Here is a 24,502-nt window from a genome sequence, read left to right on the forward strand (position 1 = left end):
TCTGAGGTCCCGTCGCTGGGACGAGAGCCTGGCAAGGTCGTGTGTAAGGCTGTGATTGCCTCGGCAAATCACGCACCCCTAGATTGACCTGTCGGCTCTGGATCTGATGGCATGGTGTGGCGGTCTTCGTACTGACCACGGACAGAAGCATGATCCTGGCGACGAGATATCGTTCAGAGGGACTTGACGATCAAAGGCCCATTACAGAAGCCTTACGGATAACCGAACCGTGACTTGGTGGCGCGCACCTGGGAGATCGCCCTAGCGTCATTGCCCGCGGCGCAACTCGTGCGGGCATTGGCAATCTCGGCACTGACGCGGCTGTGCACGCCCTTGGTGGTGTGGCCGGTCGCGAGGTCGTTATCCATCACCGCCTGGAAACGTTCGACCTCGCCCGAGCAGCCCGATCCGCTCGGCATGCGGAAGGTGCTGGGCGTCACGCCCGGTGCTGCCTGCTCCGGAGCCGGGGCGGGCGGTGGTCCTGCTGTCTGGCAGGCGGCGAGAAGGAAGCCGGCGAGGGCGGGGATCAAGAACGAAGTGGCGCGCATCGCATGCAGGCTCCGGCTGGCGAACGGCCGGGACAATGACCGATTCCCCGCGCGGTTCCAATCGCCTCCGCTCGCAGGTCAGTCCGTCAGTAGGAGGCGGGAGGCAGCCAGTGTCAGGAACCCCGAGAAAGCGGCGGCCAGCCAGATTGCGTCGAGTCCGATCATGTGATGCGCAAGAGCGCCGGCAACCGCTCCGCTCAGCAGCCCAAGCCAGAGCGTGAAATGGCGCAGCCAGGCGAGGCGGGAGCCGCCAAGCAGGGCCCCGGCGATGCGTTGCCCCATCTTTACCAGCGTGCCGGTCATGTAGGTCAGGCCGATCGTGACCTCGCCGTCGCGCTGGAAGACGGAGTTTTCCATGCCCATGGCGACGGCGAGCATGGCGATGCTGATGCCGGCCTCTCCCAGCCTGTCGGACAGCGCAGCGATGAAGAGACAGATCGTCAGAGCTGCCAGCACGGCGGTATGCCGCCTCGTCCGGGCAAAATGTCCGACGAGCGAGCCGAGCACCACGCCGCCGACGAAGAGCATGATGATACCGCCTGCCAGCGCGATACCGCCGAGATGGCCGTTGGCGAGTTCGATCCCGAGCCGCGTCGTATTCCCGGTCATGAAGGACACGAAGAAACCGCCAAGGCTGATGAAGCCGAGCGCATCGACATAGCCTGCAAGACAGGTCAGCCCGACCGCAAGACCGATCGTGCGGCGGTCGTAGCGCATCATCGGATATCTCTCCCCAGCCTGCCCGGCGATCGAATGCGATTCGCGGGGAGCGGACAATGCATGCCGCGCCAGCAGTTGCGGCCCGGTCAGGATAGCGAGACTCCGGCCGGGACGACGTTGCAAACTTCGCATGCGTCACATGCTTGCGCACCGCGGGTGCTTTCGGTTACATCGTGTCCAGTCGAACGAGGAACGCCCGTGGCCGCATCTGCCACCCATGCCTGGATCCTGAGCCGCGCCGCTGCGCGGACGGTCGGCATGCGCGCTCCGCTTGGCCTTGGTCAGCTTCTTCTCCTTAGCCGCCCCTGAGGGCCGGCCGGGCATGCATGCCTGGGCGCTCAGGGGAGTGACGAGAACCGCCTTCCAGACCTAACGCGCCCATCCCAACGACCGCGGCGCGACCCAATCAGGATCACGACCATGACCAACGCTTCCCAGACTGCATCCTCCAAGGACCGGGTGCTGATCTTCGACACCACTCTGCGTGACGGTGAACAATGCCCCGGCGCGACCATGACCTTCGAGGAGAAGCTGGAGGTCGCGGATGTGCTGGACGCCATGGGCGTCGACATCATCGAGGCCGGATTCCCGATCGCGTCCGATGGCGATTTCGAGGCCGTCTCGGAAATCGCCAAGCGGATCAAGCGTGCGACCGTTGCCGGGCTGGCGCGCGCCATCAGCGCCGATATCGCTCGGGCAGGGGAAGCCGTCCGCCACGCGGTGAAGCCGCGCATCCACACCTTCGTCTCGACCTCTCCGATCCATCTGCAGCATCAGATGCGCAAGACCGAGGATGAGGTTCTGGAGATCATCACCAGGACCGTCGCCCAGGCGCGCAACCTGGTCGAGGATGTCGAGTGGTCGGCGATGGATGCGACGCGCACGCCGATCGAGTATCTCTGCCGGGCGGTCGAGACGGCGATCAAGGCGGGGGCGACGACGATCAACCTGCCCGATACCGTCGGCTACGCGACGCCGGACGAGTATCGCACCATGTTCAGCTCGATCCGCGAGCGCGTGCCGAATGCCGACAAGGCGATCTTCTCGGTGCACTGTCATAACGATCTCGGCCTGGCTGTCGCCAACTCGCTGGCCGGCATCGAGGGCGGCGCGCGGCAGGTCGAATGCACGATCAACGGCATCGGCGAGCGCGCGGGCAACGCGGCGCTGGAAGAGGTGGTGATGGCCCTGCGGGTCCGTGGCGACGTCCTGCCCTACGATACCGGCATCGAGTCGGCCATGCTGATGCGTGCGTCGAAGGCGGTTTCCACCGCCTGTTCCTTCCCGGTGCAGTACAACAAGGCGATCGTCGGTCGGAACGCTTTCGCCCATGAAAGCGGCATTCACCAGGACGGCATGCTGAAGCACCAGCAGACCTATGAGATCATGACGCCCGCCTCGGTCGGCGTGACCAAGACCTCACTGGTGATGGGCAAGCATTCGGGGCGCGCCGCCTTCCGCTCCAAGCTGAAGGACATGGGCTACGATCTCGGCGACAACCAGCTGGAGGACGCCTTCACCCGGTTCAAGGCCTTGGCCGATCGCAAGAAGCACGTCTATGACGAGGATATCGAAGCGCTGGTCGACGAGAACATCGCAACCGCGCATGACCGCGTGAAGCTGGTCTCGCTGACGGTGATCGCCGGCACGCGTGGCCCGCAGCGGGCCATGATGAAGCTGGATGTCGAAGGGCGCGTCGTCGCCGAGGAAGCCGAAGGCAACGGGCCGATCGATGCGGTCTTCAAGGCGATCAAGGCGATCGTGCCGCACGAGGCCCATCTGGAGCTCTACGACGTCCATGCCGTGACGGAGGGCACCGATGCCCAGGCCGAGGTTTCTGTCAGGCTCTCCGAGGGCGGTGCGTCGGTCACTGGCCGCGGCGCCGACCCCGACACTCTGGTCGCTTCGGCCAAGGCCTATCTCTCGGCGCTCAACAAGCTGATCGCGCGCGGTGCGCGCGTGCATGCGCAGGCGGCTGCGGAGTAGCTGCCACCCTTCAACTGCGGGCCCCGGGCGAGACGATGAGTTCGTCCCGGGGGCTTGCGGTAAAGTGATGTTCCGGCGGTTTGCAACGAGACCGGTGATGCTGCGTCAGCCGGGCTTGCTACCTCTGGCGACCAGGGCCGGCGACGGCACGGCATAGATGCCGTTGCGCTCGTATGCGGAGACCCGTTCGCGCAGATATTCCTTGATCCTGGCCAGGTTCTCCGGACGCTGCAGGCGCAGGACAGCTGCGGCGCGGACCGTGCCGGATGAAATGGCGTCGATGATCGCGTCGGGAGATGAAACGCGCCAGACCAGCGGGACTTCCATGGTCGATATATTCACGAAACCGGCTCGGGCGGGCAACTGGGCGGCGAAGCCCGGTTCGCCATAGCTGAAGAAGTTGGGGCCGGGAGGCAGCCCCACGTCCAGTGAGCCATGAGCGTGGATCGCGTCATAGACCATCGAGAAAGCGATGCACTTCGTCGCGTCGCTCCACGAGGCGTAGGCAAAGCGCCCGGCGGGTTTGAGAGTGCGGCAGGCCTCGGCCAGTGCCTTGTCCGGATCGGGCAGGTGGGGCAATCCGAAGGCGTTGAGGACGGCATCGAACTCACCATCGGCAAAAGGGAGGGCCTCGGCATCCCCCTCCACAAAGCGGATATCTGGATAGGTCTGCTGTGCCAGCCGAATCTGGACTGCGGAAAAGTCCAGGCCGATGGCATCTGCGCCATGATCACGCGCGGCGGCCGCCACATAGCCGACACCGCAGGCGACATCGAGAACCCTATCGCCCGCATTCAGGTCGGCGGCGCGGATCAACTCGGGGATGCAACCCGATGTCACTTCGCCCAGATTGCGATGATAGGCGAGCGCGACCGTCGCCGAGCCCCAGCCCGTCTGCTCGAGATTCCCGAAGGCACTGGATGCGGCCATCAAACGGGCCTCCCCATTACACTCCGCTTGGCCGCGGTCGCGCGGCGCGCATCGTACCTGAGAATAGCACGATCGGAGCGAAACGTCCGCTCGCCCTCACACCGGCCAGCCCTCGTCCGCTTTGATCGTCGCCAGCACGAAGGAGGAGCGCATGTCCGCGACGCCGGGCAGCGTCAGCAGGCGCTGCATCGCGAATTCGCCATAGGCCTCGATATCGTCCGCGACGATATGAACGAGCAGGTCGCATTCGCCGGTCATGGCCTGACAGGAGATCACTTCCTCGAAGGATTTGAGCTTCTCGACCAGCCTTGTCCGCCAGTCCGGGTCGGATTGCGAGAGCTTGACGAAGGCATAGGCTTCGACGCCGTGGCCGAGTGCGCGCCGGTCCAGTTCCGCGCGGTAGCCAGTAATGATGCCGTCCTCCTCCAGCGCCTTGAGCCTGCGCAGGCAGGGCGAGGCCGCCATGCCGATCTCTTCGGACAGCGCTGCGTTGGTGATCCGGCCATTACGCTGCAGGGCGCGCAGGATCCGCCGATCGGTCTCGTCGAGCCGAGACGGGTTTGCAGGATGGTGGGGCATCATCGGACCTCAATCCATTTCCTCGGGTCATATCCTGCCAACAGACGTGTCGAAGAACAAGAAATGGTCAGGACATGACCGTCGGCTCCGCGCATGCTCAGTGCATGCAAGGGAGGTGCGCCATGTCGACCGATCCGTTCTCCCGCTCCGGCTTGAAGCCGCATGAAATACCAGAGGATTTCGTCGTCGATCAACGTTTCGACGCCTATTCGCGGGCTGATCATGAAACCTGGTCGCGGCTGCATCGACGCCAGGCCGAGTTGCTCCGCGGTTGCGTCTGCGACGAATATTTCGAGGGGCTCACTGCGCTTGGCATCGCTGCCGATGGCATTCCCGATTTTCGCGACCTGAACCGCGTGCTCGAAGCGGCGACCGGCTGGACGGTGGTGGCCGTGCCGGGGCTGGTGCCGGACCGGGTCTTCTTCACGCATCTGGCGGCACGCCGCTTCCCAGCGGGCTTCTGGATCAGGCGGCCAGAGGAGTTCGACTACATCGAGGAGCCGGACATCTTCCATGACATCTTCGGCCATGTGCCGCTGCTGATGAACCGGGCCTATGCCGATTTCGTCGCGGCCTATGGCGAGGCGGGATTGCGACTGCATGATGCCGCCGATCTTGCGCGGCTGGCGCGGCTCTACTGGTACAGCGTCGAGTTCGGGCTGATCGAGACCAAGTCCGGCCTGCGCATTTTCGGTGCCGGCATCGCCTCCTCGCCGGGGGAGACGATCTTCGCGCTCGAGAGCACATCACCCAACCGCATCGCCTTCGATGCGGTCCGCGTGATGCGTACGCTCTACCGCATCGACGATTACCAGCAGAGCTATTTCGTGATGCCCGGCTTCGACGCCATGCCGGCGCTTGATGAAACATCGCTGGCGATGACCTTGTCCCAGGCGCGGGCCGGGGCCGATATCGATCCGGAAATGGCGCTGCCGGCGGATCGTCTTTTCCAGCGTGGTGATCAGAGCCACCATCGGCAAACGCAGATCGCCTCCTGAGCTGCCGGGGAGAACCGGTTTTCCCCTGAAATCACAGCGATTTCGCTGCCGCCGTCTTGGCGGCGGCAGCGCGCTTGCCTTCTATGTCCGTTCGTGACGCGAGCATGGTCGCGGCTTGGCTGGGGAGCGTGAGGCATGGCTGGCTATTTTCCGAAATGGACATTGAAAACAACCGGCGCGGTGATGCCGGATGAGCGGCTGCCGACCGGGCAGACGATCGTCGCGGGGTTGCAGCACGTCGTTGCCATGTTTGGCTCGACAGTGCTGGCACCGCTGCTGATGGGGTTTGACCCCAATGTCGCGATCTTCTTCTCGGGCATCGCGACGCTGCTCTTCTTCGTGATCACCAGGGGGCAGCTGCCGAGCTATCTCGGTTCCTCCTTTGCCTTCATCGGCGTGGTGATCGCTGCGACGGGCTATGCCGGGGCTGGCCCCAACGCGAATATCGGGGTGGCGCTTGGCGGCATCATCGCCTGCGGCGCGGTCTATTTCGCCATCGGCCTGATCGTGCAGGCCGTCGGCACCAACTGGATCGAGAAACTGCTGCCGCCCGTGGTCACCGGCGCGGTTGTCGCCGCGATCGGTCTCAACCTGACCGCGGTCGCGATGAACATGATCTCGGCGAGCCCCTATACGAAATGGATCGCGTTGTTCACCGTCGTCGCGGTCGCGCTGGTGGCGGTTTACGGGCGCGGGCTGGCGCAGCGGCTGCCGGTGTTGATCGGCGGCCTCACGGCCTATGTGGTCTATGCTGCGACGGCCTCATCTTTCGGCGCTCCGACAATCGATTTCGGGAAGATCGCCGCAGCATCCTGGTTCGGCTTGCCGAATTTCGTCGCACCGGTCTTCGATTTCAAGGCGATGGCGCTGATCGCTCCGGTCGCGATCATCCTGGTCGCGGAGAATCTCGGGCATATCAAGGGCATTGCCGTGATGACCGGCCGTAACCTCGATCCGCTGATCGGGCGCGGCTTCATGGCCGACGGGTTGGGGACCATCATCGCCGGGTCGGGCGGCGGCACGGGCGTCACGACCTATGCCGAAAACATGGGCGTGATGGCGGTGACGCGGGTCTATTCGACCCTGGTCTTCGTCGCTGCGGGCGTGATCGCACTGGTGCTCGGCTTCTCGCCCAAATTCGGCGCGGTGATCGGCACGATCCCGGTCGCAGTGCTGGGCGGTCTCGCTGTCGTCGTCTTCGGCCTGATCGCTGCGACTGCGGGCCGGATCTGGGTCGAGAACAAGGTCGATTTTTCTGCGCCGAAGAACCTCATCACGGTTGCGACCGCGCTGATCCTCGGCGCCGGCGATCTCAAACTGCCGATTTTCGGCTTCGAACTCGGCGGAATCGGCACCGCTACCTTCGGTGCGATCGCACTTTACCACCTGCTCAATCGCCGCACTGCGTGAGGATTTCTCGCAGTTGCACACAGGCATTTAGCCGGAGTGCATTTTTCTGCTCAAACGGGGTGGACAGGGCAGGGGGCGTTTGTTACACGCCCCCTGCCTGACGCGGTTCCGGCCGGCAGAAAGGCAACGTCTTCGTGGCGTATGGGTGATTAGCTCARTTGGYAGAGCAGCTGACTCTTAATCAGCGGGTCGTAGGTTCGAGCCCTACATCACCCACCACGAACCTTCCTTGAAGTTCAGATATTTAGCCCCGCCTGGGGACCGGCCTTGCCCGGGACCGGCATGGTTGTTTTGCGGCTCGTGCTGCATGTTCCGGTATGCATTCGTGCCGAGCCGGCCAAATCTTCGACCCAGCGTAGCAGCGGCAACTTCGGCCAGATTCCAGCGCTCCGCACAGCCGGACGAGCGCCCCGTTTGAACGAAGGCGTGTGCGCGGATCAGCCCTGTTCGAAAATCGCCGGCGTGCCGCCGGTGTGCAGGATGCAGGCCGCGTCATCGGGCGAAATGATGCGGTCTTCCGCCAGCTTCAGAAGCCCGGCGAAGGTTTTGGCCACGTAGGTCTGTTCAAGGATCAGCGCCTCATGCCGGGCAAAGAGAGCTGCCGCCTGAACCGATGCCGGCGTGGGGGTGCCATATCCCTCGCCGAGTTGTCCGAGGTCGATGCGGACGCGGTCGAGACACCCTGATGGCAGGGCTCGGCCAACAAGCCCAGCAAGGTCGCGCAGGATAGCGTCGAGACGGCGCCGAAGGGTACAAGCGTCGTATTCGACGCTGACCAGATGGAAGGTCCACGGCAGTCCGAGGACGGCCGCTCCGAAGATCATTCCCGCTTCCGTCACGCCCATCGAGCCGGGAAGTACGATGTGCCGGAGATCGAGACTCAGCGCCTGGGCCTGTTCGGATAACTCCTGCGCCGCCCGGACATAGCCCAACGCCCCCAGAACCGGATCGCCAATCAGATAGGGCCGTCGTCCCGCTGCCACGAGTTCGGCGATTGTCTGCCACGCCAGCCGCCCACGCTCCTCCTCGCCAACGGGGCCGAGCATCTGGATGTCGGCCCCCAGTCGCTTCGTCAGCAGGGCGTTGCCGCGCAGAGGAGCCGATGGGTCGCCGGCATAGAGGACGAGCATGTCGATGCCGATTTTTGCCGCCGCCGCCGCGGCCAGCCGGCATTGGTTGGAGGGCAGGCCGCCGGCCACCACCAACATGTCGCTCTTCCGTGCGAGCGCTTCTCCGATCCAGAATTCGAGGCTGCGCACCTTGTTGCCGCCGAAGGCCAGCGGCATGCAATCGTCGCGCTTGATCCAAAGCTGCGGATGCCCGGTCACACGGCCGATGCGGCGCATCGGCTCAAGCGCCGTTGGGCCGCCGACGAGATCGATCCGCGGAAACGCGCTCAGCATGACGTGGTCCAGATCCAGAATGCAGGGGCGCCGCCGCGACGCCGAGCATGGCGAGACAAGCGAAGCGCCCTATAGCAATAGACAAGCCCGGCGGCGGTGCAATCCAGCGCTCGATGCTGACGTTCAGGACGTCCGGGCTTGTCGGCGTGCCGCATTTGCCTCCGCATATTGCAGCAACCGGTCCAGATCATCGCGCGCGATGTCAAAGGTCTCGCCCATTTGCGCCAGAGCTTCGTCGATATCCGCCGCGATGAAGGGCGGAGCTGAGCCCGTCGGGAGTTTGTTCAGCTCGGTTCGTGCTGCACGATGGGGATAGGAGCGGCGCGAGAGGGCATGGAATGCCACCCCGAGCGCAACCAAGGCCAGCGAGTTCAACCCGACGGGGATCAGCGGGAACAGAGAGCCCCATTTGGCGACAGCCGAGCCACCAAGTGCGGCAGTCAGGGCAACCGCGCCGCCGGGAGGATGAAGCGACCGCGTGACCGACATGACGGCGATCGCAAGCGCCACCGCGAGCGCCGCGGCGAGGGTGACGTCAGGAACCGCCCAGGCAACGCAAAGGCCGACGCAGGCGGAGATGACGTTGCCACCAATGACGGGCCAGGGCTGGGCAAGAGGGCTTGTCGGAACGGCGAAGATCAGGACCGCGGAAGCCCCAATCGGCGCAACAACCAAGGGAGAAGGGGCCGGGAAGAGCAGGCCGGCTGCGGCGGTCAACGCAATGGCGACGAACGCGCCCGCACAGGCGATCAGACGTTCCGAGATCGTGGCGCCGGCGAGAATGGGACTGAAGAGTTTCACGCTGCCCGCACTGGTCCGATCGGTCGGGAGCGCTGCTTGTAATATGAGCATTGCGCACAGATCAACGGAAATTGCTATAATTCACGTTATTGTACGTTAATTTGGCGGCGGGGAGCTGGATGCAGCGGGGCGAGACCCAGGCGCCAGAAGTCTTGCCCGGTTCTTCCTGCACTGTTGATCAGTTCCGCTGCCGGGTAGAGAAATGAGGCTTCGCCGTGGCGTCGGGATTCGCTTCGCATGCTGACCGAACTCGACATTGTCCTGAAACTGCTCTGCGGTGCGCTTGCCGGCATCGCTGTGGGTTGGCAGCGGACGCTGAGGCACAAGAGCGCAGGAATTCGCACCTTCGGCCTTGTCGGTGTTGGCGCGGCGGCCGCAGCGGCCATCTTCAGCGGTGAGCTCTACGGGGCGCCCCATCCCGACGCCGCGAGCCGCGTCGTGCAAGGCGTCCTGACCGGCATCGGCTTCCTGGGGGCGGGCGTCATCATTCGGCGCGAGAATGACCGCATGCCGCATGGGCTGACGACAGCAGCGGCCGTCTGGGTGACAGCGGCGCTCGGTTCTGCGGCCGGGCTTGGTCACTGGCGTGTGGCGCTTACCGGCACGGCCATCGCGCTCGCCCTGCTCGCCATCGACCATTCGATCGAGCGTTGGGCGCAGGGACGACCGCCGAACGACGATCAATTCTCGGAGGGAGATGGCTCTCGATCCAAGGCAGGGACCGAGTCCGGAGATTCTTCGGGGCCCTGACCGGCGGGCCGTTCCTCCGCGCTCCTCCGTACGATGACACTGATGCCGCCGCCATCGAGCGGCGCTTTCGGAATGCCGGGGCGTTTGGTGGGCTGGCCGCGAACCTTCGCGGCTTCGACGCGTTGATGACCGAACAAGGAGTTCGTGATGTCCGCGACGACCACCGATCGGCTCAACTCACCGGGCGTGCCGCAGCCGCCATTTCCGCCGCCCGAGGCCCCGCCTCTGACGCCGGCAGAAGTCCCGCCGGCGCCGCCGGTCGAATCGCCGCCAGAGGAAGAGCCGGTCGGCGTCCCGCGCGATCCGCCGCCGGAGCTGCCACCGAATGTGCCGCCGGAGAGGCCTCCGGCGACACCGTTCGATCTGCCGCCCGACAGGGGGCCGCGTAAGCCTGTCGAATAGGCCTCAGAGTGCCGGCGTGTTGCCCTCGCCGAGATCCCAGTAGAGGCCCGCCATCATGCCGAGTCCCTCGCGCGCGATGGCGACGGGCAGGTGCTCGTCGGGAGCATGCTGGGAGCAGCCGGGATAGGAATGCGGCACCCAGATGGTGCGCAGGCCCAGGATCTCCGAGAAGATGTCGTTCGGCAGCGAGCCGCCGAGATTGGGCAGCAGCGCGGGCTTCTTCTCTGTGGTCCTGGCGATCGAAGCGAGCGCCCAATGCACCCATGCATCCTCGGGATCGAGGCGGGTCGCGTTGAAGATCTCGTCACGAGCGAGCGTGACCTCGACCATGCCGAAGCCGTGGCGCTTGAGGTGACGACGCAGCGCCGGCAGCACCTCCTGCGGGTCGATGCCGACCACGAAGCGGAGCTGGCAGCGGGCCCAGGCGCTCGGGGGCACGGCGTTCACGGGGGTTTCCGGCACGCCGGACTTCATCGCCAGCACGTCGAAGGAGCACCAGCCGAACACCTGCTCGGCGGGCGACAGGCCGGGCTCGCCCCATTCCGGATCGATCGTCGGGCCGTCCGGGCCGCCATCGACCTCGCAATCGGCGAGTGCCTTGCGCACCGGCTCGGGCAACTCTTTCGGCACCCACTCATGGATGCGGATCTGGCCGGTCGGGGAGGCGATCGAAGCGATGACATGGGCCAGCTGGATGGCGGGATCGGAGAGGATGCCACCCCAGTTGCCGGAATGGTGGCCGCCTTCGCGGGCAGTGATGGTGAGATCGAAGGTGACCCCGCCGCGCGAGCCGAGGAAGACCGTCGGGCGCTCGGCATTGAGGCGCGGCCCGTCCGAGCCGATCAGCACATCGGATTTGAACAGCTCCTTCTGCTCGGTGCAGAGCTCGCGCAGGCCGGGCGAACCGCATTCCTCGCCCATCTCGATCAGATATTTGGCGTTGAAGCCGAGCTTGCCGCGCGTTTCGAGGACGGCACGCAGGGCGTTGATGTTGATGACGTGCTGACCCTTGTTGTCGACGACGCCACGGCCATACCAACGGTCGCCGCGCTCGGTCAGTGTCCAGGGAGAGAGGCCCTCGCTCCACTGCTTGTCGAGGCCGCGGATCACGTCGCCATGGCCATAGCCGAAGATCGTCGGCAGGCTCGGGTCCTCGATACGCTCGGCGAAAAGGAACGGGCCCTTGGCGCGCGGATGGTTCAGCGTCCTGCAGGTGAAGCCGAGCGATTCCAGCAGCGGCTGCATTTCCCTCTCGAGATACTCGCTCAGAACCGGAGCACGCTCGGGGTTCTGGCTCTCGGTCGGCATCGCTACGAGGCGCGTAAGGTCGCTCTTGAACTTGCCGCTGTCGAAATAGTCATATGCATGCGCAATCGCCTTGGCGCGGGTCATGGTCGTCTCCTTGGATGTCAGGATGCAGTCGCGCCTGAGGCGGCGGATTCGTAGAGATGGCAGGCGACCAGCCCGCTCTCGTCCTGGCGCAGCTTTGGCGTCACCGTCGCGCATTGCGCCATCTTCGCCGGGCAGCGCGGATGGAAGGGGCAGCCGGGCGGCGGGTTGAGCGGGTCGGGAAAGGCGAGGCCGAGGCCGGTTTCCGGGATGCCCTTGCCCGGCTCCGGCGTCAGCACCGAGGCGAGCAGCGCCTTGGTGTAGGGATGGCGCGGCGCCTTGAAGAGGGTCGCGGTATCGGTCAGCTCGACGACCCGGCCGAGATACATCACGGCGACACGGGTCGCGATATGCTCCACCACCACGAGATTATGGCTGATGAAGACATAGGTCAGGCCAAGCTCGCTACGCAGGTCGTTGAGCAGGTTGAGGATCTGCGACTGCACGGAGACGTCGAGCGCCGAAGTCGGCTCGTCGCAGACCACCATCTCGGGGTTTAGGATCAGCGCACGTGCGATGGCGACGCGCTGGCGCTGGCCGCCCGAGAGCTCGCGCGGATACCGGTCCGCGAAGCGCCTGGGAAGGCCGACCTTCTCGAGGATGTCGATGGCGCGCTTGCGCCGCTCGGCCGCTGTGCCAAGGCCCTGCACCGCGAGCGGCAGCGCGACGATCGAGGCAATCGTCCGGCGCGGGTTGAGCGAGGAATAGGGGTCCTGGAAAACCGGCTGCACCCGCCTGGCCATGCCGAGCCGCCCGAGCTTGCCGACATTCTCGCCGGAGAGCGCGATCTCGCCGCTCGAAGGCGGCAACAGGCCGAGCAGCATGCGCGCCAGCGTGGACTTGCCGCAGCCGGACTCGCCGACGATGCCGAGCACCTCACCCTTGGCGATCGCCAGCGATACGCCGTTGACCGCGTGCAGCGTGCGCTTGCCCTTGAACAGGCCCTGGCTGACCGAGAAGGAACGGGTCAGCTCGCGGGCCTCGAGCAGGATCTCGGGTTGCGCGAGGTTGGGAGGCGAGAGAGCGCCGCTCATGCCGCGTCCTCCAGGATGCAGCGCCAACTCTGGCCGTCAGGCCGGTGGCGCAAGGGTGGGGTTTGCGCACATGCCGCTTCAGCGTGCTGACAGCGATCGCGGAAGCTGCAGCCCTTGATCTCGCCGATGAGCGAGGGAACGACACCGGGAATGACGCCGAGCTTGCCGCCCGGCTCCGTGCGTCCGGGGACAGGAATGCAGTCGATCAGTCCCTGGGTGTAGGGGTGGCGCGGCTGGCGGAAGATCGCTTCCGTCGGGCCTTCCTCGACGATCTGCCCGGCATACATCACGCCGACCCAGTCGGCGATGCGCGCGACGATGCCGAGGTCGTGCGTGATCAGCACCATGGCGATCCCGAGCTCCTGCTGGAGGTCGGCAAGCAGTCTCAGGATCTGCGCCTGGATGGTGACGTCGAGCGCCGTGGTCGGTTCGTCGGCGATCAGCAGTTCGGGGCCGCACATCAGCGCCATGGCGATCATCACGCGCTGGCGCAGGCCGCCCGAGAGCTGGTGCGGATACTGGCCGAGACGCTGGGCGGCATTGGCGATGCCGACCTTGTCGAGCAGATGGGTCGCGCGCTCGCGTGCCTCCGTCTCGCTCGCCTTCTTGTGCAGGCGATAGGCCTCGGTCATCTGGTCGCCGATGGTGTAGGCCGGATTGAGGGCCGTCATCGGTTCCTGGAAGATCATCGCCATGCGGTTGCCACGCAGGCTGTTGATGCGCTTGGCACCAGCCCTGGCGAGGTCTTCGCCGGCAAAGCCGAGCTTGCGGGCGCTGCGTTTCGCAGCCTTCGGCAGCAGGTCCATGATCGCAAGCGAGGTCATCGACTTGCCGCAGCCGGACTCGCCGACGAGGCAGAGTGTCTTGCCACGCTCGACCTTGAAGGAGAGGTCGCGGACCGCATGGAGCGGGCCGCGCGGGGTGGCGATGTCGACGGTGAGACCGTCGACATCCAGAATCACGGTGTTGTCGGCGGCCTGCATCAGGTGCGACCCTCCGGCGAGATCACGTCGCGCAGGCCGTCACCGGCGAGGTTGATCGCGAAGATGAGCACGGCGAGCGCCGTGCCGGGCAGGGCGATGAGCCAGAACGAGAAGAACATGTAGGCCTTGGCTTCGGAGATCATCAGCCCCCATGAGGGCAGGGGCGGCTGCACGCCGAGCCCGAGGAAGGAGAGCGCCGCCTCGAGCAGGATGGCGCTCGCCGCTTCCAGCGTGGCGACGACGATGAGATGCGGAGCGATGTTGGGCAGCACCTCGCCGAGGATGATGCGCGTGGTCGAGGCGCCGGCGGCCTGGGCGGCGGCGACATAGTCGAGCGAGCGGACCTGCTGGGTTGCGCTGCGCATGACGACCGCGAACCGGTCCCATTTCAGCAGGCCGAGCACCAGGATGACGATCCAGAGCGAGGAGCCGACGATGGCGACGACCGCAAGCGCGACCAGGATCACCGGCATCGACAGGCGCGTCGTCACCAGGAACGTCATCAGCATGTCGATGCGGCCACCGAAATAACCGGCGAGCAGGCCCATCGTCGTGCCGATCAGGCCCGAGATGACGACGACGCTTATGCCGATCAGCAGCGAGATCCGGGCGCCGTAGAGCAGGCGTGAGAGATAGTCGCGCCCGAGCGGATCGGTTCCGAGCGGGTGGGCCCAATTGCCCTTCTCGTACCAGAACGGCGGCACATTGCGGGCCGTCAGGTTCTGCAGATAGGGATCATGTGGCGCCAGAACCGGCGCGAGCAGCGCGATTGTGATGAAGAGCAGCAGCAGGCCGACGCCGAAGACGAAGGCCTTCTGGCCGAGCATGCGGCGCAGCAGCTTGCGGGCTTCGGAAAGCTCGGGAGCGTCGGGAGCGGAGAGTGCGGTTTCGCTCATGATCAAGCCACCCTGATGCGCGGGTCGAGCCAGGCATTGGCGATATCGGCCGCGAGCGTAAGCAGGACGTAGACGACCGAGAGCAGCAGGACGACGACCTGCATGACCGGGAAATCCTTGTAGGTAATGCTCTGATAGGCGAGGTAGCCGAGCCCATCGAGCGCGAAGATCGTTTCGATCACCACCGAGCCGCCGAGCAGGAAGCCGAGCTGGACGGCGGCGAGCGCCACCACGGGGACGACCGCGTTGCGCAGCGCGTGCTTGAACACGACCTTGCCGGGTGGCAGCCCTTTGGCACGGGCGGTGCGGATGTAGTCGGCGGAGAGTACTTCGATCATGCCGGCGCGGATCAACCGCATGAAGGCAGGCGCGGCGTAATAGCCGAGCGCCACGGTCGGCATGACGTAGTGCAGCCAGCTATCGGAGCCGGAAACCGGCAGCCAGCGCAGGGTGATCGAGAACAGCATCACCAGGATCAGCGCGAAGAAGAAGTTCGGCATCGCCTGGCCGACGACGGCGATCGCCAGCGCAACGCGATCGATCCAGCTATTGGCGTAGATCGCCGCGAGCACGCCGAGCGGAATCGAGATCAGCAGCGCGAAGGCGAGCGATGTCAGGCCTAGGATCAGCGTTACCGGGAGCTTGGCCATCACCAGCGAGGCGACGTCCGTCTTGAAATAGATCGACGTGCCGAGATCGCCGGAGAGTGTCCGCCAGAGCCAGTCGAGATACTGCACGAGGATCGGCCGGTTCAGGCCGTAGGTCTCACGGATCAGGTCGATATCGGCCTGCTGCGCACCTTCGCCGGCGATCGCGACCGCGACATCGCCCGACAGGCGCAACAGGAAGAAGGCGATGGCCGAGACGGCGAGCGCGACAAGCAGCGCCAGACCCAGCCGTTTGAGAATGAAGCCTAACACGTGGTGCTTCCAATGATGTTCATGGGGAACGGAATCCCTGGTCATCCCGGCCTGAGCGCGCCGGAAAGCGGGGATCCACATCTGAATCCCTGTTCCGAGACGCTCAGGCATGGATTCCGGATCGGCGCGGTCAGCACCGATCCGGGAAGACGCTTGGCTCGATCTGAGCGGAGAGCGTGCTACTTCCAGCTCATTTCCCAGAAGCGGACGAGCTCGTCCGGATAGGCCTTGAAGATCAGGTCCTTGTTCGCGACGTAATAGACCGGCAGCGAATAGAGCGGCGCGGCATAGGCCTTGTCGGCGATGATCTTCAGCGCCTCCTTATAGGCCTCCCTGCGGACCTCCGGCGCGACCGAGTTGTTGCCCTTGTTCAGCAGGTCGCGGACCTGCGGATCACGGGTGATGTCCTCGCTGCGGAAGGCGAAATAGTTCGGTGTGTTGGCCGAGACGTCGTTGACCGAGAACGAGCCCCAGGTCTGGTGCGTCAGCATCGCCTTGTTGGTGGCGATCAGCTCGCGCATGGCGGCGTATTGCAGGAAGCGCAGGTTGGTCTTGATGCCGACGGCCTGGAGATAGCCGATCAGCGCCTCGGTCTGATTGCGTTCGCGATAGGCGACGATGTCGAGCGTGAGGTCCTTGACGCCAGCCTCGGCGAGCAGCGCCTTGGCCTTGGCAGGGTCGTAGGGGTAGCGCGCGGCGCCCTCGTCCGTGCAGCCGAACTGCGAGGGGAAGCAGATCGTATTGATGACGCGCGAGCCGTCGCCAACGATGTTCTTGACCATCGCCTCGCGATCGATGGCGTGGATGATCGCCTTGCGGACGCGCTCATCCTTGAGCGCCGGGGAGGGCGTGTTCTCGAGGATGTTCATCTGCATGAAGACGATGCGCATCGTCTCGCCGGAGACGACCTGCAGCATCGGCACGGTCTTGAGCTGGTCGGCCTGATCCTTGGGCACGTGCATGATCAGGTCGCCACCGCCCGACAGCATCTCGGCCATCTGGGTCTGGCGGTCGGGGATGAAGCGGATTTCGATCTTGCCGACCTTGGCCTGCGCCTTGGGCGAATCCTTGAAGTAGTCCTTGTTGGTCTCAAGGGTGATCGACTTGCCGGGGACGTAGTTCGTGACCTTGTAGGGGCCCGAGCCGACCGGCTTCTCGTTCTGCCCCTTGGGGCCGACCTTCTCGTAATACTCGTTCGGATGGATCACGACTGGACCGGCAAGATACTCGATCGCAGCCGGGAAGATCTCCTTGGTGGTCAGGCGGACCTTGTACTTGTCGAGCTTCTCGGCCTTCTCGATCCAGTTGACGTTGCCCTGGGTGACGACCTTGCTTTCGGGCTTGGCGACGAAATTCAGGGTGTAGACCACGTCATCGGCGTCGAATTCCTCGCCGTTGTGGAACTTCACGCCTTCGCGGAGCTCGAACTCGATGGTCTTGTCGTCGATCTGCTTCCAGCTCTTGGCGAGTTGGCCCTTGTACTCGTTGGTGACCGGGTCGCGATAGACCAGCGTATCCCAGACATTGGCGCCGATGATCACGCCGATGCGGACGTTGTTGAAGAAGGGGTCGACGTTCTCAGGTGCCTGATCATAGGCGAAGCGGACGGTATTGGCGGCCTTTTGGGCGAATGCCGGCGTGGCCGCTCCCGCTGCGGCCAGAGCCGTCGAAGCCAGGGCCAACGCGATGGCCTTCGTGACAAATCTCATACTTCTTCCCCTCGCAGCGTTATCGCTCGTCTTGGTGTAGCCACGTGCGGCAACGGTCATCCGTCGCTCTGCATGCAGTTTGAAATCTGCCTAAGGAAAGCGCTTGCCGCCATAAGAATGAATAGAAGGGATCGTTGCCGAACCGGCAAAGCATCGCTAAAGCCCGATCATGCAAACTCCGGCGTTGCGATATTTCCTGGCAGTGGCGCGAACAGGGTCCGTCAGCGCTGCGGCGCAGCGGCTGCGCGTTGCCGGCTCGGCCGTCAGCCGACAGATCGCCAATCTGGAAAAGGAACTCGGCGCCGGCCTGTTCGAGCGGCGCTCACACGGCATGATCCTGACCCAGGCCGGCCAGACGCTTGCCGCCTATGCCCAGCGCCTGGAGCTCGAGAGCGAGCAGATCGTCAACGAAATCCGAGAGTTGCGCAGCGCGAGCAAGGGCCTGATCCGCCTCGGTGTCACCGAGGGCTTTGCCGTCAGCTTCATCCCCGAAGTCATTTACAACTTCCGGAGGCGCCACCCCAATGTTGCTTTCGATCTCAAGGTCATCTCGCCGCAGGTCGTGACCGAGCATATTCGCACCGGTTCGATCGATATCGGCCTGACCTTCGTGCTGCAGCCGGAGCGCGGGGTCACGATCAACTGGCAATGTGCGGCCCAGACCTATGCCTTCGTTGCGCCGCACCATCCGCTGGCGACCAAGACGCCGATCCATATCGAGGACATTTTCGCCCATCCGATCGGGGTGCTCGATGGCGAGGCGACGGTGCGCAGGATCGTCGATATCTACTTCTCGGCGCGGGGCCTGACCGTCGACCCGGTTCTGGTCACGACCAATGTCGCGAGCCTCAGACATCTCTGTAAGCTCGGCGGTGCCGTGATGTTCGCCAGCAGCATCTCCTTCGGCGCCTCGGTCCGCGATGGCTCGGTGGTCGCGCTGCCGCTCAGGGATGGCGAGTTGCCGCCGCGCAGTCTGCAAGTGCAGACCATGTCGGGCCGCGTGCTGCCGCGGCTGGTGACAAATTTCATCACCATGTTGATCGCGGAACTGCAGGCCGCCGACGCCGTGGCTGCGGCGGCGACGCCGCGCACCGGGCAGGCGGCCATGCCTGCCAAAGCGAGAGGAGCCGAGGGAGCATGACGAAGCCGACCGGAAGAGGCGTGGCGCCGTTGGAGATCATGATCCCGCACCCGCACCAGCTTGTCGCGCGCGATGCGATCCTTGCCGCGCGGGCGGCTGGAAAGCCGGGCTTCCTGCTCGGCGATCTGACGGGACTCGGCAAGACGCTTTCGGCCTGGCTCGCCGTTGCCGCGATGCAGGAGGACGAGGTGCTGGTGATCTGCCCCAAGGGCGCGATCCCACAATGGCGGCGCACCATCGCGCATTCCGGCCTGCCGCCGAAGAAGATCACGCTGATGAATTTCGAGCGGACGAAGTCATTGCTCGCAGCCCCCACCGACAGCAAGAAGCGCTCGACGCGGGCAAAGAACAACGAGCTCGCGAAGCTCGGGACGCCGAAGCGGGTCTGGCCGATCGTGGTGATCGACGAGGCGCATCGCATCCGCAATCCGAACTCGCAGCAGGGACTGGTCTGTCGCCAGATGGCCGCGGCGGCCCGCTTCGCGATTTATATGAGCGCGACGGCGGGCCAATCCCCGCACGAACTCTCCTATCTCGGATCGCTGCTGGCCCAGGCCGCCGGTGCTCCGAGCGCCGATCTCGACGRTTTTCGCGCCCTGATGAAGCGCCTGAAGATTGGCCGGGCCAAGGGGCGCTGGAAGAACTGGAGCTGGGAGTCGAACGAGGCGGACCGGAAGCTCATGTCGGATCTGCTGTACCGGGGCGAGAACGCAATCGGATTGCGCCGGCGGCCGGAAGAGATCGCCGGCTGGCCTGAGGTGCAGCGTGAGCTGGCGCCGATCGCGTTGGATGCGTCGGCACGGCGGCTCTACGACGCGACATGGCGCGAGTTCCGGCGGGAGCTCGGCCTGGCCGGTGGTTCGACACGCAAGCCGGCCGGCTGGGCGGCCGATCTCAGGTTCCGCCAGAAGGCGAGCCTGCTGCGTATTCCTGGCACCGCCGATTTCGTCGAAGACCTGCTCGGAAATGACGAACAGGTCGCGATCTCCGTCGCCTTTCTCGAGACCAGCGCGATGCTGACGGAGATGCTGCGCGGGCGCGGCTGGAAGGTCGGCGAGATCAATGGCGAGCATTCCGGGCAGGCCAATGAAGAGACGCGGCTTGCCTTCCAGACCGGGGCGCTCGACGTCGTCGTCTTTACGGTGACGGAGTCGATCTCCCTGCATCGAGGCGAGATGGCCGGCGGCGAGCGCGAGCGGTCGCTGGTCGTCCACGACATGCGACACGGCGCGATCCAGCTGCAGCAGATCGAGGGCCGCTGCCATCGCGACGGTCAGCACGCCACGATCTTTTATGCCTATGCCGAGGATACGGTGGAGGAGACGGTTGCGGCCACCGTCATCATCCGCATGGCGGCGATGGACGGAATGGCCGGGGACGACACGCAGATGCTGGATGCGATCGCGTCCCTCGTCGAGGAGCGAGCCGCGGCCTGAATGCACGGCAACCAGGTGTCACTGTTTGATGCTGCCCAGCAGGGAGTTGGTCAGGCCGACAAGGCCCAGCCATATCTCGCGGGTATAGGCGCCCTGATGAACGACAGCGTCAAAGCCGATGGCGATCACGGCGATGATCAATAGAATCCGGAACATGTGATCCCTCCTGGCCGAACCCTTGTTCAGAACGCAGGCGAGACCGGCCTGTTCCGCAGCGCAGCACGGTTCGCCGCCGCCAGGGGCCATCTATCGGCAGGTTGACCCCTGCACTGTGGCGGTGTCCCTTCGCGTTGCATCGAGGAGCGGTGAGGAAGCGGCATGTTCGAGGATCTGCAGGGCAAGCGCGTGCTGGTGACCGGTGCGTCTTCAGGGCTCGGTGAGTATTTCACCCGGCTTCTCGCGGCGCGGGGTGCGCATGTCGTTGCTGCTGCGCGCCGCCTCGACCGGTTGTCCGAGCTGGCTCGTTCCTGCGCCGGATTGCCGGGCAAGGTGATGCCGCTCGCGCTCGACATCGGATCGGTCGCGGCGATCGAGACCGGCATCCCGGAGGCGCAGGCTGCAATGGGCGGCCTCGATCTGCTGGTCAACAATGCCGGCGTTGCCGATCCCGAGCGCGCGCTGAGCCTGAGCGAGGCGCAATGGGATGCGCATCTCGACATCAATCTGAAGGGCTGTTTCTTCGCCGCACAGGCGGCCGCGCGTTTGATGGCCCAGCAGGAAAGCGGCGGCGCCATCGTCAATATCGCCTCGATCCTCGGCGAGCGCGTGGCGCTCAGCGTTGCGCCCTATGCGATTTCGAAGGCGGGACTGGTGCAGATGACCAAGGCGCTGGCGCTGGAATGGGCGCGCCACAAGATCAGGGTGAACGCGCTGGCGCCGGGCTATGTCGTCACCGATCTCAATCGCGCCTTCTTCGAGACCGACGAGGGCAAGGCGCTGATCAAGCGCATCCCGATGCGCCGCGCCGCCGATCTCACCGATCTCGACGGCCCATTCCTGCTGCTATGCTCAGACGCCGCCCGCTTCATGACCGGCTCGGTCGTTGCCGTCGATGGCGGCCATCTGGTCAGCGGGCTGTAGAGCAGTTCAGCCCGCCGGCAACAGATCCCGCAGCCTGAGCAGCGCGATCTTCTCCACCTGGACGAGCGCGGTCAGGAATTCCTGCTCCGGGGTGCTCTTCAGGCGCTCCTCGAAGGCAGCGACGATCTCATTCTTGGTGAGCCCCTTGACTGCGATGATGAAGGGGATGCCGAAGCGGGTCTTGTAGGCTTCGTTCAACGCAGTGAAGCGTGCGCGCTCGTCGCTGGTCAGCCGGTCGAGGCCGGCCGAGGCCTGTTCGATCGTCGACTCCGGAGTCAGTTCCTTGGCGGCGGCGAGCTTCCCGGCAAGATCGGGATGGGCGAGGAGAAGCGCGCGCTGCTGGTCGCGCGAACCGGAGCGCATCGCCTTCGCCATTGCCCTGTGCAGGCCTTCCGCGCTGTCCTCGCGGGCCGAGAGACCGGCGTCATAGCTGGTTTCGGCTACCCAGGGCGAGTGCTCCCAGACCCGGCCGAACACCTCGGCGAAAAGGGCTTTCGGGAGCTTTGATGGCTGGTAACCCCCGGCCGGCGGATGCTGCCTGATCCAGTGGCGGGCGATATCGAGCCGGGTCGCGACCCAGACGCGGTCATGGCTGCGGACATAATCGAGGAAACGGGCCAGCGCCGCGGCGCGGCCCGGACGGCCGACCAGCCGGCAATGCAGCCCGATCGACATCATCTTCGGCGCCTCGTCGCCCTCCGCGTAGAGGGTGTCGAAGGAATCCTTGAGATAGGTGAAGAATTGCTCGCCGGTGTTGAAGCCCTGCGGCGTGGCGAAGCGCATGTCGTTGGCGTCGAGCGTATAGGGGACCGTGAGCTGCGGGCCCTTCGGTCCGGTGATCCAGTAGGGCAGTTCGTCAGCGTAGGCGTCGGCGGTGTAGAGAAAGCCGCCTTCCTCCATCATCAGCGGCGTCGTGTTCTCGGATGAACGCCCCTGGTAGAAGCCGAGCGGTCTTTCGCCGGTGAGTGCGCGCTGGACACGAATCGCCTCATCGATATCGGCGCGCTCCTGCTCGGCGGGGAGGCTGCGATAGTCGATCCATTTCAGCCCATGGGTGGCGATTTCCCAGCCGGCCTCCTTCATCGATGTGACGATCTCGGGATAGCGCGCGAGCGCACTCGCAACGGCGAACACCGTCACCGGCAGGTGGCGTTCGGTGAACATGCGCCAAAGCCGCCAGTAGCCGGCACGCGAGCCGTATTCGTAGATCGACTCCATGTTCATGTGGCGCTGGCCGGGCCAGGGCGCGGCTCCGACGATCTCGGAGAGAAAGGCCTCCGAGGCCGCATCGCCATGCAGAATGCAGTTCTCGCCGCCTTCCTCGTAATTGATCACGAACTGCACGGCGATGCGGGCATTGCCCGGCCAATGCGGATGCGGGGCATTGCGGCCATAGCCGACGAGGTCGCGGGGGTAGGTCTGGTCGCTCATGGCTGATGCTCGCGAGGGTGATCTTGATTTGGCGGGAGGCGCCAGGATTGAGGCCGGGCGGCGATGTCTGGCCTTCTGTGTTGCATCGGCTTTACCGAAAGCCGCAATCCGGTTTTCGGGCCGATGCCTTAACTGCCGCGGTAGGTCGAGTAGCTCCAGGGCGAGGCCAGGAGTGGGACATGGTAGTGGCCTTCGGCGTCAGCGATGCCAAAGCGGATCGGCACGACATCGAGGAAAGCCGGCTCCGGCATGGTTGTGCCGAGTGAACGAAAATAGGCACCGAGCGCAAAGGTCAGTTCATAGGTGCCGGGCAGGACGGCCTCTCCGGTGAGCAAAGGCTGGTCGGTGCGTCCATCGGCATTGGTCGTGGTCTCGATGATGCGCTCGCGCTTGCCATCGGGCGTCAGGCGATCGAGTGCGAGCGTCAGACCTGCTGCGGGCCTGCCATTGACCGTGTCGAGCACATGCGTCGAGAGGCGTCCCATCCCATCCAATCCCTTGAAAATGCGCGGGCCGAGCCGCTGATGCTGTGTGCTGCTCGTGGCGAAGCTTGCGTTCGGAAAAAGGCCAACCCTAGTCTGGACGCATCATGAAGGTTCCATCCCGGATTCGGCCCTGTCAATCAATTGCGCGCCCTCGGGGAGTGGGGCTTTCCCATGCTTGACGCCTATCTGCTGGAATGGGGGGGCATGCTGCTGCGCTGGCTGCATGTGATCACGGCGATCGCCTGGATCGGCGCGTCCTTCTTCTTCATCCATCTCGACGCGTCCCTGCGGCCCGAGGCCGATATCCCGGCAGGTGAGGGAGGACGTGCCTGGCAGGTGCATGGCGGCGGTTTCTACGAGATGCGCAAATATCTGGTCGCCCCGCCGCGCATGCCGGAGGAGCTGACCTGGCATAAATGGCAGAGCTACTGGACCTGGATCTCGGGCTTCTTCCTGCTGGTCTGGGTCTATTACGCTCAGTCGGAACTCTATCTGATCGACCCGGCGGTCATGGCGCTATCGCCCTTCGCTGCGGGCGCGATCGGCATCGCCGCGCTGGCCCTGGGCTGGCTGTTCTATGACTGGCTCTGCAAGTCCCCGCTGGGCAAGAACGAGGTCGTGCTCGGCCTGCTCGGCTTCGGCTATGTCATTGCCGCATCCTACGCCTTCAGCCAGGTCTTCTCCGGGCGTGGCGCGCTGATCCATACCGGTGCGCTGATGGCGACGATCATGACCGCCAATGTCTTCTTCATCATCATGCCGAACCAGCGGAAGGTCATCGCCGCATTGACGGCCGGGGCGAAGCCCGATCCGAGACTCGGCAAGCAGGCCAAGCAACGCTCGACGCACAACAATTACATCACCCTGCCGGTGCTGTTCCTGATGCTGTCGAACCATTACCCCGTCACCTATGCGAATTCGGCGATCATTCCGGCCCTGGTGGCGCTGATCATCATCGCCGGCGCGCTGATCCGGCATTTTTACAATGTCCGCCATGCCGACCATGCGAAATCGCCATGGTGGACCTGGGCCGTTGCACTGGTTGCGCTCTGGCTTGCCTTCTGGTTGGCGATGGCATCGTCACCAGGCGGGCGCGAACGGCTCGGCCTGAAGGCTATCGAACCGGCCAGGCCGGCACTTCTGGCGGGAATGAACCTGCCGCCCGCCGAGGTGGCCAACATCGTGACCGGGCGCTGTGCCATGTGCCACGCGCCGGAGCCATCCTGGCCCGGGATCCAGATTGCGCCCAAGGGAATCTGGCTGCATGAGCCGGAGCGGATCGCCGTTCAGGCCCGCGCGATCCGGACACAGGCGGTGATGACCCATGCCATGCCGCCCAATAACCTGACCGGCATGACGGATGCAGAGCGGCGCACACTCGGAGCCTGGCTCGCCGCGCAGCGCTGAGGCTTCCGGGCTTTCGAAAGCGTTCAGCCTGTTTTCGACCGGCGCACGAAAATGTGAACCCATT

At 64.9% G+C, this 24,502-nt stretch carries 24 protein-coding genes and 1 tRNA gene; 10 read left to right on the plus strand and 15 right to left on the minus strand.

What is annotated here, in order from left to right:
* Positions 1-212: 212 nt before the first annotated feature.
* Together AC1DW9_RS14420 and AC1DW9_RS14425 are read right to left on the minus strand one after the other, a co-directional pair.
* Positions 213-548, minus strand: a complete 336-nt coding sequence (locus AC1DW9_RS14420) for a hypothetical protein (protein ID WP_441491561.1) — start codon at positions 546-548, stop codon at positions 213-215.
* Positions 549-626: 78 nt separating this feature from the next.
* Positions 627-1,268 carry a YoaK family protein gene (locus AC1DW9_RS14425; RefSeq protein ID WP_441491560.1) on the minus strand — a complete coding sequence of 214 codons (642 nt, stop codon included), beginning with the start codon at positions 1,266-1,268 and terminating at the stop codon, positions 627-629.
* Positions 1,269-1,688: 420 nt separating this feature from the next.
* Between AC1DW9_RS14425 and AC1DW9_RS14430 the strand changes: the two genes are divergently transcribed.
* On the plus strand, positions 1,689-3,254 hold the full coding sequence (locus AC1DW9_RS14430; RefSeq protein WP_069879891.1) for a 2-isopropylmalate synthase: 1,566 nt from the start codon (positions 1,689-1,691) through the stop codon (positions 3,252-3,254).
* Between the two features lie 105 nt (positions 3,255-3,359).
* Here AC1DW9_RS14430 and AC1DW9_RS14435 read toward each other — a convergent pair whose 3' ends face one another.
* Together AC1DW9_RS14435 and AC1DW9_RS14440 are read right to left on the minus strand one after the other, a co-directional pair.
* Entirely contained in the window at positions 3,360-4,184 is an 825-nt protein-coding gene (locus tag AC1DW9_RS14435) for a class I SAM-dependent methyltransferase (protein WP_476775870.1), read from the minus strand.
* Between the two features lie 96 nt (positions 4,185-4,280).
* Positions 4,281-4,763, minus strand: a complete 483-nt coding sequence (locus tag AC1DW9_RS14440) for an Lrp/AsnC family transcriptional regulator (RefSeq protein ID WP_441506284.1) — start codon at positions 4,761-4,763, stop codon at positions 4,281-4,283.
* A gap of 122 nt (positions 4,764-4,885) precedes the next feature.
* Here AC1DW9_RS14440 and phhA point away from each other — a divergent pair, with 122 nt between their 5' ends.
* From phhA to AC1DW9_RS14455, 3 genes are all read left to right on the plus strand, one after another.
* Positions 4,886-5,761 (plus strand): phenylalanine 4-monooxygenase, encoded by an 876-nt coding sequence (phhA, locus tag AC1DW9_RS14445; RefSeq protein ID WP_441506283.1) that lies wholly within the window; start codon positions 4,886-4,888, stop codon positions 5,759-5,761.
* Between the two features lie 135 nt (positions 5,762-5,896).
* Complete coding sequence (locus tag AC1DW9_RS14450) at positions 5,897-7,171, plus strand: solute carrier family 23 protein (protein ID WP_441491556.1); 1,275 nt, start codon at positions 5,897-5,899, stop codon at positions 7,169-7,171.
* Positions 7,172-7,314: 143 nt separating this feature from the next.
* Positions 7,315-7,390 (plus strand) — tRNA-Lys (locus AC1DW9_RS14455).
* Positions 7,391-7,608: 218 nt separating this feature from the next.
* Here AC1DW9_RS14455 and AC1DW9_RS14460 read toward each other — a convergent pair.
* Both AC1DW9_RS14460 and AC1DW9_RS14465 read right to left on the minus strand, forming a co-directional pair.
* Positions 7,609-8,574, minus strand: coding sequence for a 1-aminocyclopropane-1-carboxylate deaminase/D-cysteine desulfhydrase (locus tag AC1DW9_RS14460; protein ID WP_441506282.1), 966 nt, complete (start codon positions 8,572-8,574; stop codon positions 7,609-7,611).
* 123 nt (positions 8,575-8,697) lie between these two features.
* Positions 8,698-9,375, minus strand: coding sequence for an HPP family protein (locus tag AC1DW9_RS14465; protein WP_441506281.1), 678 nt, complete (start codon positions 9,373-9,375; stop codon positions 8,698-8,700).
* Between the two features lie 237 nt (positions 9,376-9,612).
* Between AC1DW9_RS14465 and AC1DW9_RS14470 the strand changes: the two genes are divergently transcribed.
* Both AC1DW9_RS14470 and AC1DW9_RS14475 read left to right on the plus strand, forming a co-directional pair.
* Positions 9,613-10,125, plus strand: a complete 513-nt coding sequence (locus AC1DW9_RS14470) for an MgtC/SapB family protein (protein ID WP_441506280.1) — start codon at positions 9,613-9,615, stop codon at positions 10,123-10,125.
* 147 nt (positions 10,126-10,272) lie between these two features.
* On the plus strand, positions 10,273-10,527 hold the full coding sequence (locus AC1DW9_RS14475) for a hypothetical protein (RefSeq protein WP_441491552.1): 255 nt from the start codon (positions 10,273-10,275) through the stop codon (positions 10,525-10,527).
* Between the two features lie 3 nt (positions 10,528-10,530).
* Here the strand turns inward: AC1DW9_RS14475 and AC1DW9_RS14480 are convergent, their stop codons facing one another.
* The 6 genes from AC1DW9_RS14480 to AC1DW9_RS14505 all read right to left on the minus strand — a co-directional run bounded on the left by AC1DW9_RS14480 (position 10,531) and on the right by AC1DW9_RS14505 (position 17,458).
* Positions 10,531-11,919 carry a M20 family metallopeptidase gene (locus tag AC1DW9_RS14480; RefSeq protein WP_441506279.1) on the minus strand — a complete coding sequence of 463 codons (1,389 nt, stop codon included), beginning with the start codon at positions 11,917-11,919 and terminating at the stop codon, positions 10,531-10,533.
* A 17-nt stretch (positions 11,920-11,936) separates the two neighbouring features.
* Entirely contained in the window at positions 11,937-12,950 is a 1,014-nt protein-coding gene (locus tag AC1DW9_RS14485; protein WP_441506278.1) for an ABC transporter ATP-binding protein, read from the minus strand.
* On the minus strand, positions 12,947-13,933 hold the full coding sequence (locus tag AC1DW9_RS14490) for an ABC transporter ATP-binding protein (RefSeq protein ID WP_441506277.1): 987 nt from the start codon (positions 13,931-13,933) through the stop codon (positions 12,947-12,949). Before AC1DW9_RS14490 ends, AC1DW9_RS14485 begins: the two co-directional genes overlap by 4 nt.
* On the minus strand, positions 13,933-14,829 hold the full coding sequence (locus tag AC1DW9_RS14495) for an ABC transporter permease (RefSeq protein WP_441506276.1): 897 nt from the start codon (positions 14,827-14,829) through the stop codon (positions 13,933-13,935). The genes AC1DW9_RS14490 and AC1DW9_RS14495 overlap by 1 nt, the downstream gene beginning before the upstream one ends.
* 2 nt (positions 14,830-14,831) lie before the next feature.
* A complete protein-coding gene (locus tag AC1DW9_RS14500) occupies positions 14,832-15,749 on the minus strand; it encodes an ABC transporter permease (RefSeq protein ID WP_441506275.1) in 918 nt (305 codons plus the stop codon).
* A 179-nt stretch (positions 15,750-15,928) separates the two neighbouring features.
* Positions 15,929-17,458: an ABC transporter substrate-binding protein gene (locus tag AC1DW9_RS14505; RefSeq protein WP_441506274.1), complete on the minus strand. Its 1,530-nt coding sequence runs from the start codon at positions 17,456-17,458 to the stop codon at positions 15,929-15,931.
* A gap of 169 nt (positions 17,459-17,627) precedes the next feature.
* Between AC1DW9_RS14505 and AC1DW9_RS14510 the strand changes: the two genes are divergently transcribed.
* Both AC1DW9_RS14510 and AC1DW9_RS14515 read left to right on the plus strand, forming a co-directional pair.
* Positions 17,628-18,599 (plus strand): LysR family transcriptional regulator, encoded by a 972-nt coding sequence (locus tag AC1DW9_RS14510; protein WP_441506273.1) that lies wholly within the window; start codon positions 17,628-17,630, stop codon positions 18,597-18,599.
* Entirely contained in the window at positions 18,596-20,035 is a 1,440-nt protein-coding gene (locus AC1DW9_RS14515) for an SNF2-related protein (protein WP_476855118.1), read from the plus strand. Before AC1DW9_RS14510 ends, AC1DW9_RS14515 begins: the two co-directional genes overlap by 4 nt.
* An 18-nt stretch (positions 20,036-20,053) precedes the next feature.
* Here the strand turns inward: AC1DW9_RS14515 and AC1DW9_RS14520 are convergent, their stop codons facing one another.
* A complete protein-coding gene (locus tag AC1DW9_RS14520; RefSeq protein ID WP_162768072.1) occupies positions 20,054-20,191 on the minus strand; it encodes a hypothetical protein in 138 nt (45 codons plus the stop codon).
* A gap of 162 nt (positions 20,192-20,353) precedes the next feature.
* Between AC1DW9_RS14520 and AC1DW9_RS14525 the strand changes: the two genes are divergently transcribed.
* On the plus strand, positions 20,354-21,115 hold the full coding sequence (locus tag AC1DW9_RS14525; RefSeq protein ID WP_441506271.1) for an SDR family NAD(P)-dependent oxidoreductase: 762 nt from the start codon (positions 20,354-20,356) through the stop codon (positions 21,113-21,115).
* 6 nt (positions 21,116-21,121) lie between these two features.
* On the opposite strand, the gene puuE is transcribed toward AC1DW9_RS14525, so the two are convergent.
* Positions 21,122-22,546: an allantoinase PuuE gene (gene puuE, locus AC1DW9_RS14530; RefSeq protein WP_441506270.1), complete on the minus strand. Its 1,425-nt coding sequence runs from the start codon at positions 22,544-22,546 to the stop codon at positions 21,122-21,124.
* Positions 22,547-22,674: 128 nt separating this feature from the next.
* A complete protein-coding gene (gene uraH, locus AC1DW9_RS14535) occupies positions 22,675-23,031 on the minus strand; it encodes a hydroxyisourate hydrolase (RefSeq protein ID WP_441491541.1) in 357 nt (118 codons plus the stop codon).
* 171 nt (positions 23,032-23,202) lie between these two features.
* Between uraH and AC1DW9_RS14540 the strand changes: the two genes are divergently transcribed.
* Positions 23,203-24,438: a urate hydroxylase PuuD gene (locus tag AC1DW9_RS14540; protein ID WP_476769351.1), complete on the plus strand. Its 1,236-nt coding sequence runs from the start codon at positions 23,203-23,205 to the stop codon at positions 24,436-24,438.
* Positions 24,439-24,502 lie beyond the last annotated feature (64 nt).

Source organism: Allobosea sp. P4_E12, from assembly GCF_056401655.1.